We start from the raw sequence: 15,182 nt of genomic DNA, 5'->3' as shown, positions 1-15,182 counted from the left end.
AAAACCGATGGAAAAGTGCTATACAGACATTACAGAGTTTTCTATTCCAACAAGTAATCAAAAACTATATTTATCACCAATTTTAGATGGTTATAACAGCGAGATTATAGCGTATACTCTATCGTCTTCGCCAAATTTAAAACAAGTAAAGGATATGTTAGAACAAGCTTTTAGAGAAGAAGAATACAAGAATACTATTCTCCACAGTGATCAGGGGTGGCAATACCAGCATGAGTTTTATCATAGTTTTTTAGAAGATAAGGGCATTCAGCCATCTATGTCTCGCAAGGGTAATAGTACTGACAATGGCATGATGGAATCTTTCTTTGGCATTCTTAAATCAGAAATGTTTTATGGCTATGAGCAGACATTTAAGTCTATAAAGGAACTTGAGGGGGCAATCGTCGACTATATTGATTATTACAACAACAAACGAATCAAAGTAAAATTAAAAGGACTTAGTCCTGTACAATACAGAACTAAATCCTTTGCTTAAATTAATTGTCTAACTTTTTGGGGTCAGTACAGATTGGAGAGGGCTTTGGGTTAGTTTGTGTAGTAAAGGTTTGTGCCAGCAAACTGCGGTTCGCAAGTCGCCATCACTCCTAGGCTTCGGAAGGTTTCTTCGTCGGCTTTTTGAAGGATGACGGTGCTGTGCGCTTGTAAGTGGCGCAAGTTTTGTAATTGATTTTTGGCAGCTTCTGCGGCAGGGTTAGTGACTGCTGAGATGCTGAGTGCGATTAGCACTTCTTTGCTATCGAGTGAGCGGCGTTGATGTTTTAGAACGTCGCTTCCGAGTTGGCCAATCGCATTTAAAATCACTGGTGGTAATAAATGGATGGAGTCACCAATTTCTGCTAATTCTTTAATGCAGTTGAGTAGGCAGGCTGCGCTGGCTGTCATGGTATCTGATTGTTTTCCTGTAATGATTTTGCCGGTTGGAAGTTGTAAGGCAACGACTGGAACTTTCACTTCGGCTTCTTTTTCAAGAGCGGCTTTTACAACTGGACGGTCTTGTGGAGAGAGTCCACTTTCTTCCATGATGTACTTGCCACGTTGAGCTGCTTCAAGCGTTCCGATACCGCGTTTGTAGTCGCATTGGCCTGCGTAGTAACGGCGGATAATTTCTTGGTTTGAAGCTTCGCGAACGACCTCATCATCAGTGATAGCAAATCCGACACGGTTCACGCCCATATCTGTTGGAGAGTTGTAAGGGATTGGAGCGTCGCCGTAAATCTTCGTCAAAATACGACGGAGAAGTGGGAAGGCTTCGATGTCTCGGTTGTAGTTCACGGTTGTTTCACCGTATTTTGCAAGGTGGAAGGTATCAATCATGTTGACATCTTCTAAGTCTGCAGTGGCTGCTTCATACGCCACGTTAACTGGGTGATTTAATGGTAAATTCCATACAGGGAATGTTTCGAATTTAGAATAGCCGGCACGACGTCCACGTTTTGTTTCGTGATACAACTGGCTTAAGCAAGTCGCTAGTTTTCCGCTGTTGGCACCAGGAGCGGTTACGACGACAAGTGGGCGAGTCGTTTCGATAAATTCGTTTGCGCCATATCCTGCGTCACTAACGATGGTTTCAACGTCCATCGGATAGCCTTCTGTGTAGCCATGCGTATACACTTTAACGCCGCGACGTTCGAGGGAGTTTTTAAATTGTGTTGCGGCTGGTTGGCCTGTATAACGAGTAATGAGGACACTATTGATTTTAAGGTCCCAATAGTGAAGGTCGTCCATTAAGCGAAGAACATCTTGGTCATAAGTAATCCCAAGGTCACTGCGAACTTTATTTTGTTCGATATCACCAGCGTACACGCAAATAATAATCTCTGCTTGGTCGCGTAGGCGATGAAGTAATTTGATTTTTCCATCTGGATCGAATCCTGGCAATACGCGCATCGCGTGAAAATCACCGATTAATTTGCCTCCGAACTCTAAGTATAGTTTGTCATAAGCGTTCACTCGTTGAAGAATGTATTGACTTTGTTCTTCAAGGTATTTCTCGCTATCAAATCCTAATTTCATAAGAACGACCCCCTTAATTTCATTTCAGTAGTATAGCACGAAAAAAAGGGGAATTCTACAGAAAATGACGGCTTTTTACCCTGTAGGAAAAAGAGTTGCAAGCGCCATTATGACAGAGTAGAATAGTAATGGACTCACTCAAAATAACGGAGGATTTTCGTATGAAAAACATGTTGGATTATATTAAAGAGTTTGGGCACGTTTCGTTTGAAGAAAGAGCCTTTTCTGAAATCGACGCATTAGTTTTGACGGAATTAGAGTATTTACCACTTGAAAAAGTTGTTCCAAGCGATGAAAATGGTGAGGATTTTGTCACAGTGAAAGAAATCGCCGAGTATATGCAGGAACATAAACAAGAATTATTCGATGAGAATCCAATGATGATAACAGAGGAGCGGCATGAAGTATCGCAAGTGATTGCGGATGCACCTCGTTTCCAATCGTTGAAATTCTTCGGTGTGGTGAGCGAATGGGATAAAGATACAACAAAACAATTCGCAGCCATCACGGTGGAAGTAGAACCTAGTGTCAGACTTGTTGTGTTTAGAGGGACGGATGATACGCTGATTGGTTGGAAGGAAGACTTCCTAATGACGTATTCACCACTTGTTGCGGCGCAGACGGATGCTAAGGAGTATTTAGCCAAACAAGCTAGTTTATGGGATGGGGACTTAATGATCTCAGGACATTCAAAAGGTGGTAACTTAGCCATTTATGCTGCGGCCACTCAAGTAGAAGACGTGCAACTGCGCATTGTCGATATTTTCTGCTTTGATTCTCCTGGATTGTACCGTTCTGTACTTGAAACAAAAGGATATCAAAATATAGTGCCATTAGCGATGCGTTATATTCCACAAGATTCACTTGTTGGATTAATGCTAGAATCCGAAGTGCCGTATGTGATTGTTAAAAGTAATGCCACCGGTGCGATGCAACATAGCGCGATGACTTGGGAGATTGAAGACGGTCAATTTATTAAGATGGAAAAATTAACCAAAAATAGTCAGTTGAATGATCAAACATTCAAGAAATGGACAGAATCGGTTAGCGATGAAGAACTGGAATTATTCTGGAATGTGTTCTTTGAATTACTATTTGCAGCTGGAATTGATACGGTTAATGATTTATACGGACAATTTATGCATTACGTGCAAGAGTTCTTGAAGGCAACTGGGGAAATGGATGAAGAAAAACGTGAAGTGTTGACACGTATTGCGTTATTACTCGTTTCGACTCGCTTTGAAGTTTGGAGAGACTCATTAGATATGTCTGAGTTAGTGCAGTTCGAGATGCCTGAGGTAAAATTACCAACATGGGATGAACTCATGACGACCTTAAGTTGGAAGAAGAATGGGTTCGAGGTGCATTATCGTCCAACAGAAGAAAACGAAGAGATTCGTGCGTACTATCAAAAGCGTCACGAACAAAAGAAACACGAAGAGAAATAAAAAGAGAGTTGTCCAAAATTCACTTATAAGTGAATTTTGGGCAACTCTTATTATTTATACTATTGTTCGCGTTCAATCGCGATGGCAACACCCATACCGCCACCTACACAGAGGGAAGCGACCCCGATTTTACCGTCGAGTTGTTCGAGGGCGTTAATCAGCGTGACCACAATACGGGTACCTGAAGCACCGATTGGATGGCCGAGTGCAATTGCGCCACCGAATGGATTTACTTTTTCAGTTGGAATCTTCAAGTCTTTGATGACGGCCATACTTTGTGCGGCAAAGGCTTCGTTCAGTTCAAAGACATCCACTTTTTCAAGCGGAATACGTGTACGCGCCACTAATTTTTGAATGGCTGGAACAGGTCCGATTCCCATAATCGAAGGATCGACACCGGCTTCGGCATAGCCTTTCAATGTCGCAAGGATTGGAAGGCCTAATTCTGTTGCGTATTCGCGTGTCGTCATAATGACACAAGCGGCACCGTCGTTAATACCAGAGGCGTTTCCGGCTGTCACGGTTCCGTCTTTTTTGAAGGCTGGTTTAAGGCCTGCAAGACTCTCAAGCGTCGTGTTTGGGCGGATAAATTCGTCTGTTGCTTTTAAGTCGTCGGATTTTGTTTTACGATTGAAGACTGCTACAGGAGTGATTTCATTGTCGAAACGTCCTTCTTCTTGTGCTTTAGCGGCTTTTTGTTGAGAAGCTACAGCGAAAGCGTCTTGTTCTTCGCGGGTAAATCCGTATTTTTCAACGATGTTTTCTGCAGTAATGCCCATTGCGTCTTGTGAGTAGGCATCTGTTAACCCATCATTGAATAAAGAGTCGACTAATGTCACAGGGCCATTTTTTGGAGCAAAGCGTTGTTGTAATAAATGCGGTGCAAGGCTCATATTTTCCATACCGCCGGCTAAGACGATTTTGGCGTCGCCTAGACGAATGGCTTGTGCGGCTGAAATAATAGCTTTTAAACCAGAACCACACACTTCATTAATCGTAACAGCAGTACTTGCATGGTTCAGTCCAGCGCCGAGTCCGACTTGACGAGCTGGATTTTGTCCAAGACCTGCTTGTAAGACATTTCCAAAGATGACTGTATCTATTTGTTCAGGTGAAAGATTCGCTTTTTGGATGGCAGCTTTTGCGACCGTTGTTCCTAATTCGATTGCGGATGTCGTAGCAAATTGCCCGCCAAATTTACCAATCGCAGTACGTGTGGCACTTACGATGACGATATCATTTCCGTTCATATTTTCATTCCTTTCCAGTCTATATTTCCTATTTCGTTTCTATTTTATAAGATTTCGTATAAGAAACCTATCAATTTAGTACAAATAATTAGTAAAGAATTGTTTAAATTCCCTAACATTTAGTGAATTCAATTGTCCTAACGGCGAATTTTTGCTACTATAGTGTGTGCTAAGAAAGAACAGGAAGCTCAATTTGTGTGTTTGGAGCTTCATTCGTAAAGGAGAACAATAAAACAATGAATATAGGGATAGATAAGATTGGCTTCTTCGTACCTCCGACTGCGCTAGATATGGAAACACTAGCAGAGGCGCGCGGAGTAGAGCCAGCTAAATACACGATTGGAATTGGCCAGTCTACAATGGCAGTAGCACCAGTGACTCAAGATATCGTGACTTTAGCCGCAAATGCTGCGTTATCCATTATCGATGATGAAGATCGCGAATCTATTGAAATGATTTTATTTGGGACAGAAACTGGAATCGATCAATCAAAATCAGCTGCCGTCTATATGCAACGTATGCTTGGGTTATCAAACCGTGTTCGTAGCGTGGAATTAAAACATGCCTGCTACGGAGCAACAGCTGCCTTACAATTAGCGAAAGGCCACATTGCTTTAAACCCAACTTCAAAAGTATTAGTCATCGCTAGTGACATCGCTAAATACGGATTAAACTCTGGCGGGGAACCAACACAAGGTGCCGGAGCGGTCGCAATGATTGTTTCTAGTGACCCACGTTTACTCGTTTTAGATAACGAAACTAGCTTATTCACAGATGACGTGATGGACTTCTGGAGACCAAACTACTCAGCATATCCAATGGTGGACGGTAAGTTCTCAAACGAGCAATACATCCGTTTCTTTGCAGAAGTTTGGAATGATTATCAAGCAAAAACAAATGCGCAGTTCTCAGACTTTGACGCGATTTGTTTCCATTTACCATATACAAAAATGGGGATGAAAGCCTTCAAGCCATTCTTAGAAGAAATGAGCGAAGAGGAACAAGAACGATTCACAGCACGTTACCAAGAAGCAGCCGTGTATAACCGCCAAGTCGGAAACATCTACACAGGTTCATTATTCTTAAGCTTTATCTCATTATTAGAAAACAGTTCTGTATTAGTAGCCGGAGACCGCATCGGATTCTTCAGCTATGGATCAGGAGCCGTTGGGGAATTCTTCGCCGGCGAGTTAGTCGAAGGCTTCGAAAACCAATTGCATATCGCAGAACATAAAGCGTTACTAGAAAACCGTAAAATGTTGACAGTAGAAGAATACGAAGAAATCTTCACAGAAGTGGTGGACGCAAGCGGTGAACAAACCTTCACACGCGAAGACAACAGTCCAATTACATTAACAGCCGTTGTTGACCACCAACGTCAATACACAATCAAATAAGATGATAACCGTAGCCAATCTAAGGCTGCGGTTTTTTGCTGAAGATGCAAAAAATAAAAATGTAGCATATATGCTACATTTCGAATTTTAAAATTAAAAGTAAAATATAAACGTTGAAATGATGCGGTTTTTAGCGGTATATTCAACAACACCATTTCAGGTCATTTGCACAAATTCGGAAGAGTGCAGTAAATTTTCCGAGAGAAAATCAAAAAATTTTTCAGTCACAGCTCACTTCAAATCACCAAAAAGCCTCGAAAACCCCGCTGGGATGCACTTTCTAGCACCCTGCACCGTCCTCTTCAAACTGAGTGGCGCAACACTTTTTTTCATTTTTTTATAAAGGATTTGAACAAAACGCATAAAAAGATGATACCGAAGAAAATTGCGGATTTTATAATCGCAGTAACAGGGAATTGCATCGAATGTGAATTACACGGAGTAGGGACTTGTTCCGTACTCCGTGTTTGAAGCTTCGAAGGGGCAAGACCGAGGCTTGCACCGGTGCCCTGTAACAGCGATTATAAAATTAATCCGCAAGGATTCGAAGGTATCATCTTTTTGTGCGTATTTTATAGTCAGCATTTGCTATTTTGTGGTATCCTATGTAAAGAGAAAATGAAAGAAAGTAGTAGCGCCATGAAGAAAATTATCGTTATCAATACCGGTGGTACGATTGCCATGAGTGAAGACCGCTCAACCGGTAACGTAACCCCAACAAGCACCAACCCATTAACAAACTCCGACACGATTTTTGCACCAATTGCAAGCGTCGTCGTAGAGGATCTATTTAACCTTCCGTCTCCGCATATGACGGAGGAAAAAATGCGGGAAGTTCAAAAGCGAATCGTTCAAGCGCAACAAGAAGGCTTTGACGGAGCGGTGGTGACTCACGGTACCGATACATTAGAAGAAACAGCGTATTTCCTAGAGCTAACAACAGATGGGAAATTCCCAATCGTTTTAACGGGAGCGATGCGTTCAAGCAATGAAATCGGAGCGGACGGGTTAGCGAACTTACGCAGTGCCATTATTACGGTAACGAGTCCAGAGAGTGTGGATAAAGGCGTTCTTGTCGTGATGAACGATGAAGTTCATGCAGCAACGTATGTGACAAAGACGCATACAACGAACGTAGCGACTTTCCAAACACCCACCTTTGGACCACTTGGCTTAGTATCCAAGAGTGAAGTGATTTACTTCCAAAAATTCTTACATCATGAATACTATCCAATCCAAGAACTCGTGGACAAGGTATACTTATTAAAAGCATATGCTGGAATGGATTCGATGTTATTTGATGCCATTGCCGATTCAGATGCGAATGGATTAGTCATTGAAGCTCTTGGAGCAGGTAACTTACCGCCAACGACGCTTCCTGGGTTGCAACGTTGCTTGGATAAAGGAATTCCAGTCGTGCTTGTATCTCGTGCATTTAACGGTGTGACATACGATGTATATAATTATCTTGGTGGAGGCAAACAGCTTCATGAAGCAGGAGTGATTTTCACAACAGGGCTTAGCGGACAAAAGGCTCGTGTGAAATTATCGGTGTTATTAAGCGCTCATGCAAATAGAGAAACAATCATTAGAGCATTTCAAGTATAGGAAAGAGGAATAGATATGGTTAGAAAAATTGGACGAGTGGTTCGTCAATATGAAGGGAAACCGATTATTTACGGCATGCCACTAGAAGAGCTAACAGCTTGGTTTGAAGCAAAAGGCGAAAAGAAATTCAGAGCAGAGCAATTATGGGACTGGCTTTACCGCAAACGTGTAACTAGTTTTGAAGAAATGACAAACTTGCCAAAATCATTGATTGAGGAGTTACAAGAAGAGTTCACATTCCCAGTGTTAAACGAACGTATCAAACAACAATCAACAGACGGAACACGTAAATTCCTCTTTGAATTAGCAGACGGCCTCTTAATCGAAACGGTATTAATGCCACAAGAATACGGCTTATCTATCTGTGTAACGACACAAGTAGGATGTAATATCGGATGTACTTTCTGTGCCAGCGGGATTATCGCAAAACAACGTGACCTTGTTGCTGGGGAAATCGTAGCGCAAGTGATGCACGTGCAGCGTACTTTAGACGAAGTGTCTCCTGGGGACCGCGTCAGCCATATCGTAGTGATGGGGATTGGGGAACCATTCGATAACTATGATAACGTGATTAAGTTCTTGAAAGTTGTTAACTCTGATAAAGGTCTTGCTATCGGGGCTCGCCATATCACTGTATCTACAAGTGGTTTGGCTCCAAAAATTCGCGAGTTCGCAGACGAAGGACTACAAGTCAACCTTGCATTGTCCCTTCATGCGCCAGATAACGATACACGTTCTCGTATCATGCGTATCAACCGTAAATATCCAATCGAAGTTGTGATGGATGCAATCAATGAATATATCGCAAAAACTAATCGTCGTGTAACCTTCGAGTACATCATGCTCGATCACGTGAATGACTCTGTGGAACAAGCGCAACAATTGGCCGACCTTCTTGCGGATAAAAAACGTCTTTCATACGTCAACTTAATTCCGTATAACAAAGTTCGTGAACATGACCAATACGAACGTAGTGGAAAAGAACGCGTAGTAGCCTTCTACGATGTTTTGAAGAAAAACCACATCAACTGTGTCGTTCGTAAAGAATTCGGACATGATATCGAAGCGGCCTGCGGACAATTACGTTCAAGCCAAATGAAACGTGACCGCGCTGAAAAAACAAAAGACTAATAAAATAAATAGACGAACCACACCTCAATATAGAGGTGTGGTTTTTTGTGTGCAAAAATCAAACGAAAGTCGATATTTTTATAAGATTTTGATTGAAATTTACAAAAGAACACTATTTTCTAAAAGAAAATTTGTTATAATATTAGCAAAGGAAGCGGTAACAGAAGCGATTAAATTAAGATACAAGTATAGGAAGGAGTCGAACGAATGCTAGAAGTTCATATTCAGAATTTTTCATATGGAAAAAAAGAGATTCTAAATCAGATTGACTTAGAGCTTCCATCGTCTCAAATTATTGGACTAGTAGCACCGAATGGCGTAGGAAAATCTACGCTTATCCAAATACTGTCTGGACACTTAAGCAATAACGGTATTTCGGTGTGCTATCAAGGGAAAAATTATACAACTGATACATTATTTATGAGACAACATATCGTGAAAATGCCGGATCAATCTGAATTATACGATGAATTAAATGGAATCGAGCATTTGAATTTCTATGCCTCGATGTGGAAAGTGGCTTCTGGAACTGTTCAAACCGTGATCGAGCAGTTAAAAATGGAAGACTATATTCATCAAAAAGTGGGTGGGTATTCACTAGGGATGCGGCAACGTCTTTGTTTTGCATTAGTGCTGGTTACAAAAGCAGACTATATGCTTGTGGATGAAGTGATGAACGGGTTAGATCCTGATAATGTGGAATTGATTTCTAAAGTGTTGAGACAGTTACGGGATGAAGGGAAAACGATCGTGATGGCCTCTCATTTACTGAATAATCTCGATTCGATTGCCGACAAGATTTATTTTATGAAAGAGAAACGAATCGCACTGGAATATTCACCGCAAAAAGAGGGCGTTGATACACTTCAATTGACCTTTAATTCAAAAGCGTATTTCGAAAAGTTTGTAGAGCAATTTCCAAGAGAAGTAGAAATGGTGAACCCTGAAGGAAGACAGATTAGCATTCACCTTACGGATGGAGAGCTTCCAAAAGAAAAATGGAATTGGATACTAGAAAATATCCATCAATGTAGTGAAATTAAGATTGGAGCAAAAGGTTGCTACGCACTTTATAAAGAACTCTACGGATAGTACAATCGAAAGTTGAAAAAGAGAGGAGAAGCTAGCATGAAAACACAATTACTGTTGATTGTTCGAAATCGGTTAATGAAAATTCAGTTCATCGGTTGTGTATTGCTGATGGTTGTGTTTCTAGTGATGAACTTTCGACAAAAATCTTCTCTCAACGAACTTTTGAATAGCACTTTAAATCAAGGAGATAAAATTCATTTGATACTAATCAATGAATATGAAGAGGAAGCGAAGAACAGAAGTTTAACAGAAACAGAGGGAAAATGGTTAGAGGATTCAGTTGCTTATCATCGTTCAGTAACTGCGTTTCAAAATCAAGATTATAAAACTTATATAGAAGAACAGATTCATTTTTGGGAGCTGCGACTTGAATTAAGAGATAAAGAACAATCGCCTCTTCCGATTTATAATACAATTGGATTTAATCCTAGTAAGCAGGAACAGTTAGAGTATAAGAATGTTAAACAACATTTAATGGAGTTTCGTTCTTTAGAGGCGCAGGGGCGCTATCAATTAGACGATATTTTACAAATGGTCAATCGAATATTTTGGATGGAATGGACAAAATATAATGAACCAATGATGTATTGGTTGCCAGTTCTATTTTCAATCTTACTACTATTTATCAGTCCTATCCTTTTAGATGATTGGAAGCATCGTAGTATGTTAGCTGTGAAGCCGATTCGCGAGTGGAAATATTTATTACAAAAAATCAGTAGTTACTGGTTGGTAAATATGGCCCTAGTAATTCTGGCTTTATTTGTAGTTTTCTTAGTACAGAGTTTATCTTTTGGCTGGGACAACTTCACTACGCCGTTTCTTGTATTTCGTGGGGAAGAGGAGGCCCTCATGCTTCCGTTACAATTTATAGGAATCGCGTTACTCTTTGCAGCGTGCGTGCTCCTATTCTTAATCAATCTCGTCGCATGGTGTAATCAGTTGAGTAGAAATAAGATGGTAGGGTTCATCGTAGGGCTAATGGTTATTTGGGCAGAGCCTATCCTCCGTTCCATGAAGATTTATCCTTCTTTTGCAGACAAGTTGCCACTGTACTATGTGAACTTTGGATCTGTTATCCAAGGAATGAAAGATGATTTTTATGCGACGGGTACGTTCACGATTTCAAACGGATGTGCCAGTTTACTTGTAGGAGCATTCGTGTTCTTCTTGTTGACAGTTGGAACTTCATGCTGTCAAGAGCGTCAAAGACGAGGAGGTTCGGTATGAGTAGATGGGTTCAATTAGATAGAATGCATTTAAAGAAAAGAGGATTTTTCTATAAGATACCGCTTCTTATCTTAGTAGTTGCGGCGCTTGTCATGGGATATCATCACGTTACAGGAAAACCGGCCTTAAGAGATGTGATTGAACGACAATTTTCTCAGATAGATGATCTGAAAGATTCGTTTGAGAAACAAATGACGATCGATGAAGATACAAAAAAAGAGATGAATACTACTTTCCAGGCTCTTTACCAAACCTATGCACAAGAAAATGGGATTTATACAGTGAAGGGGAAAACGGAACGGCTGATTCCGATTTATGAAAAGCGGTTGGAATTGGTTGAGTTTCTTCTAGGACGTGGGTCGCAAGAATGGGCGGATTCGTTAGAGAGTCCTATGCAAATTAAAGCTAAACTCCAATTATTCCATTATTTAGTTGGAAAAGAGATATCCTACCAAACCTATTACCAGTATGGTGATTTTACACAGACGATTTTCCAACTTCTTGGCTACGGTATCCTTGTCTTCCTTTTCCTTGTGCAAGTTGGGGGCTATTTAGAAAGAAAACAACGACACAGAACGATGCTAGAAGTAGTGCCGATTTCTAATAAAGAAGAATTATTGACAGAAACGCTCTATTCTTTGAAATACTTTTATGCTTTTCCTAGTCTGCTGGTGATTCTGCCTGTAGTGGCGTATGGAATGCTAATTCAAGAGAATGTTTTTCTGTTTCCTGTATCGTATATGACTAATGGGGAAACAATCTTTATTTCAGCGACTCAAGGAATCCTGCTGGCAATTGGATATCCATTATTAGCAATTGTTGGATTATTCATTGCACAGATGCTGCTCGTTTCTTTGATTAAAGATACGATGGTGTCGACGATTGTTCTCTTTATCCTTGGATATTTGAGTGTTGGAGGATATTCGTTAGGGGCTATTATACCGATTAGTGTCTTACCAGCTTTACAACAGGGAGTCCCACTTGTGATAGGAGCCTGTGTAGGAGTTGTTTTCTCTATTCTATTGATTGGTATAAGATTAAAAAATATTAGGAAGTGAGAAATTAAATTTTCTCACTTTTCTTTTATTATCCGCCAAAAGTCCTATATACAATGGATTAAGACAGTGTTACACTTGAGCATAACAATAAGTTGAAGTGGAGTGAGTGTGTATGAGGGTTGTTTTTCAGCAGTTTAAAAAAGAAGTATTCATCATGATCACATTGCTCACCCTAATTGCAGGGGCGGAGCTTGTATCGAGTGTTGTAAATGCGCAGACTTTAGATACTTTAGTGAACATGGATATTCATAATTTCTTTTATAAAGCGATTTGTTTAGTCATTATTTTTGCATTTTATCTATTGTTTACGTATATGTTGATTCGCTATCAGGCCTACTTTAACCAAAAAGTAGCGACGTGGTTAAGGGACCGTATTAGTCATTCGATTGAAGCAACGTCTTATGGACGCTTCTATGAAAAGAATAGTCAAACGTATATTTCGTGGTTTACAAGTGACTTGGAACAGATTAAAGGGCATGCGATTGATCCAACCTTTGATGTTATCGGAGGAATTATTTCTGCGGTCATTTCTGCGGTAGCATTGTTTATGTATCATTGGTCTATCGTCTTACTAGCGGCTATCTGTATTGTCATCATGGCCGTGTTACCGGCTTTATTCTCAGCAGAACTGACAGAAAAAACCATCAAAGTATCAGAAGCTAATGAAAAATTCGCGAAATCGATTTCGGATTTATTGAGCGGATATGATACCCTATTTGTTTTTCGTAAGCTAGCGTATTTAAAAGAAAAAATCCATGAAAAATCAGTTGAAGTAGGAGATACGCATCGAGATTATAGTAAGTCGATGGCCAAAGTTGCCGTTAGTGGTGGGATTGGGAATGTGTTTAGCCAGATTTCCGTATTCATCTTAACGGGATACTTAGCTTATATTGGCGAAGTCAGTATCGGGAGTATTCTAGCAGCGATGGCGTTAAGTAGCACCATCTTCAACGTGTTAGGAAATATTAGTCAAAAGATCGGTTCAATTAAGAGTGCAGATTCGTTGTTTAACAAATATGAGCAATTAGAACCAGCAGCCCTTGTAGAGGAAGCGCCAGAAGAGGCACCGCGTACTCTTATTGAAGTGAGTGATGTTTCGTTTAACTACGGAGAAAAGGTGATTTTAAATCATGTGTCTCTTGGCTTTAACGAAGGACAAAAATATGCGATTACTGGCGAGAGCGGAACAGGAAAATCAACGCTGTTAAATATTATCGCTGCTAAATTAACGGAGTATTTAGGAGAAGTGAAACTCGCTGGAGTCGATGTGAAGAAACAATCCTATGATGAGTTATATCGTCAAATGGTCTATATCGCGCAAAAACCGCATATCTTCGCGACAACCATTCGCGAAAACGTAACGCTCACTGAAGAGTATTCGGATGAAGAAGTTTGGGAGTCTCTTGAAAAAGTTGGACTCGCTTCGATCGTTCGAAACTTACCACAGGGATTAGATACAGTTCTAGGCGATGGTGATTCAAATCTATCCGGCGGGCAGTTGCAACGCATTGCCTTTGCACGTGGATTGATGAAACACCCAAAAGTCTTCTTGCTGGATGAAGTCAGCTCCAACTTAGACGAAAAGACAACCATTGAGGTGTTGAAACCAATCTTAGAAGATAATAGCGTGACAGTGCTATGGGTAACGCACCATCTTCCTGAAGCGTTAAAAGAAACTATCGATCAAACAATTCAAATGAGTGAATTAAATCAAAAAGCTTAACGAATGTTTAGTGACCTTCCTATGGATGAATAGGGAGGTCTTTTTTGATGTGTCGAATGCATAAAAAAGTGCGATTTGATAGGTTTTTGCCTCAAAAAGGAATGAAAAACAGTGTAATAAATGAAGAAAGTATGACCGAGATTGTAAGAAAATTCTACGAACGTGTTACAGATTGGTGTCAAATGTTACGGAAACGTATGTTCTTGTCATCTGTTTGTAATAACAACATCAGAAAAAGTCAAAAAAATTAAGTAGCCTTAACAAAGCGCATAAAATCAACATTTTCGATTTTTTTCATGGTAACATTATTAGCATCAAATAAGTTCGCAACTCAAAAATCTAAGCGAACGAGGTTTTTGACTTTAGAAAAAGTCGGAAATCGGAAAGGAAAATATGAAACCAATCAAGAAACAATTGATGATGGTGACAGCATCACTTGCTTTATTTAGTTTTGCAGGATTTTCAGCAACTACAGCAAGTGCAAACGAAGTAGAATGGACAGCACGTACTGTAGAACAAGTAAAACAAGATGTTAAAACAGACGATAAAGGTGTACAAGAGTATACAATCAAATGGGGAGATACATTATCAGTAATTTCTGAAGCAACTGGTGCATCATTAGATACATTAGTTCAAGTGAACGAAATTCAAGATGCAAATCTTATTTACCCAGGTACAGTGTTACGTTTCTCAGCGGACCAAAAAGAAGTAACCGTTGATAACGGAACAGAACAACACTCATACCGTGTTCAAAACAACAACGAAGTAAAAGAAGTAGAAACGACTGAAGCGACAACGCAAGCAGCCCAAGAAACTGAAACAACTCAAGCAGCTGCAGCTTCATCAAACCAAGGTGGTTACTACTTAACAGTTGAAGCAACAGCTTACTCATATAACGAAGCTGGTTTATCAAACTATACAGCTGATGGAACAAACCTTATCAGTGAACCAAACGTGATTGCGGTTGACCCAAGCGTTATTCCATTAGGATCATATGTTGAAATTCCAGGTTATGGAGTATTCCGTGCTGCAGATACAGGTGGCGCAATTTATGGAAATAGAATTGACGTTCACTTAGTAAACTTATCAGACGTTTATAACTTCGGACGTCGTACAATTACAATTCGTGTATTACAATAATCACAATATTTTTTGAACTAAACTTAACTTTACGAAGAGTCAGGCATTCGTCCTGGCTCTTTTTTTGTTATCAG

The 15,182-nt window shown here is 40.2% G+C and carries 12 protein-coding genes; 10 read left to right on the top strand and 2 right to left on the bottom strand.

Going from position 1 to position 15,182, the window contains the following annotated elements; translation table 11 throughout:
• The coding region (locus ADH02_RS09190) for an IS3 family transposase (protein ID WP_048781588.1) at positions 1-496 on the top strand (496 nt) is incomplete at its 5' end.
• 50 nt (positions 497-546) lie between these two features.
• Here the strand turns inward: ADH02_RS09190 and ADH02_RS09185 are convergent.
• Positions 547-2,034 carry a DUF1846 domain-containing protein gene (locus ADH02_RS09185; protein WP_048784379.1) on the bottom strand — a complete coding sequence of 496 codons (1,488 nt, stop codon included), beginning with the start codon at positions 2,032-2,034 and terminating at the stop codon, positions 547-549.
• Positions 2,035-2,195: 161 nt separating this feature from the next.
• On the opposite strand from ADH02_RS09185, the gene ADH02_RS09180 reads away from it, so the two are divergent.
• Complete coding sequence (locus ADH02_RS09180; RefSeq protein ID WP_239681757.1) at positions 2,196-3,482, top strand: DUF2974 domain-containing protein; 1,287 nt, start codon at positions 2,196-2,198, stop codon at positions 3,480-3,482.
• 59 nt (positions 3,483-3,541) lie between these two features.
• Here the strand turns inward: ADH02_RS09180 and ADH02_RS09175 are convergent, their stop codons facing one another.
• Positions 3,542-4,732 carry a thiolase family protein gene (locus ADH02_RS09175; protein WP_048784374.1) on the bottom strand — a complete coding sequence of 397 codons (1,191 nt, stop codon included), beginning with the start codon at positions 4,730-4,732 and terminating at the stop codon, positions 3,542-3,544.
• A gap of 236 nt (positions 4,733-4,968) precedes the next feature.
• Here ADH02_RS09175 and ADH02_RS09170 point away from each other — a divergent pair, with 236 nt between their 5' ends.
• The 8 genes from ADH02_RS09170 (at position 4,969) to ADH02_RS09130 (ending at position 15,108) form a co-directional block, all read left to right on the top strand.
• Complete coding sequence (locus tag ADH02_RS09170; protein WP_048784387.1) at positions 4,969-6,129, top strand: hydroxymethylglutaryl-CoA synthase; 1,161 nt, start codon at positions 4,969-4,971, stop codon at positions 6,127-6,129.
• A gap of 639 nt (positions 6,130-6,768) precedes the next feature.
• A complete protein-coding gene (locus tag ADH02_RS09165; protein ID WP_048784385.1) occupies positions 6,769-7,737 on the top strand; it encodes an asparaginase in 969 nt (322 codons plus the stop codon).
• 15 nt (positions 7,738-7,752) lie between these two features.
• On the top strand, positions 7,753-8,868 hold the full coding sequence (rlmN, locus tag ADH02_RS09160) for a 23S rRNA (adenine(2503)-C(2))-methyltransferase RlmN (protein ID WP_048784373.1): 1,116 nt from the start codon (positions 7,753-7,755) through the stop codon (positions 8,866-8,868).
• Between the two features lie 207 nt (positions 8,869-9,075).
• On the top strand, positions 9,076-9,960 hold the full coding sequence (locus tag ADH02_RS09155; protein ID WP_048784371.1) for an ABC transporter ATP-binding protein: 885 nt from the start codon (positions 9,076-9,078) through the stop codon (positions 9,958-9,960).
• A gap of 36 nt (positions 9,961-9,996) precedes the next feature.
• Positions 9,997-11,187 (top strand): ABC transporter permease, encoded by a 1,191-nt coding sequence (locus ADH02_RS09150; protein ID WP_048784369.1) that lies wholly within the window; start codon positions 9,997-9,999, stop codon positions 11,185-11,187.
• Positions 11,184-12,245 carry a hypothetical protein gene (locus tag ADH02_RS09145; RefSeq protein ID WP_048784368.1) on the top strand — a complete coding sequence of 354 codons (1,062 nt, stop codon included), beginning with the start codon at positions 11,184-11,186 and terminating at the stop codon, positions 12,243-12,245. The genes ADH02_RS09150 and ADH02_RS09145 overlap by 4 nt, the downstream gene beginning before the upstream one ends.
• 112 nt (positions 12,246-12,357) lie before the next feature.
• Positions 12,358-13,968, top strand: a complete 1,611-nt coding sequence (locus tag ADH02_RS09140) for an ABC transporter ATP-binding protein (RefSeq protein WP_048784367.1) — start codon at positions 12,358-12,360, stop codon at positions 13,966-13,968.
• Positions 13,969-14,361: 393 nt separating this feature from the next.
• Entirely contained in the window at positions 14,362-15,108 is a 747-nt protein-coding gene (locus tag ADH02_RS09130) for a 3D domain-containing protein (RefSeq protein ID WP_048784360.1), read from the top strand.
• Positions 15,109-15,182 lie beyond the last annotated feature (74 nt).

It is taken from the genome of Streptococcus sp. 263_SSPC (genome assembly GCF_001071995.1).
GTDB lineage: Bacteria > Bacillota > Bacilli > Lactobacillales > Aerococcaceae > Granulicatella.
The sequence above is the reverse complement of the archived record's forward strand: the minus strand, read 5'-3'. Positions and strand labels throughout refer to the sequence as shown.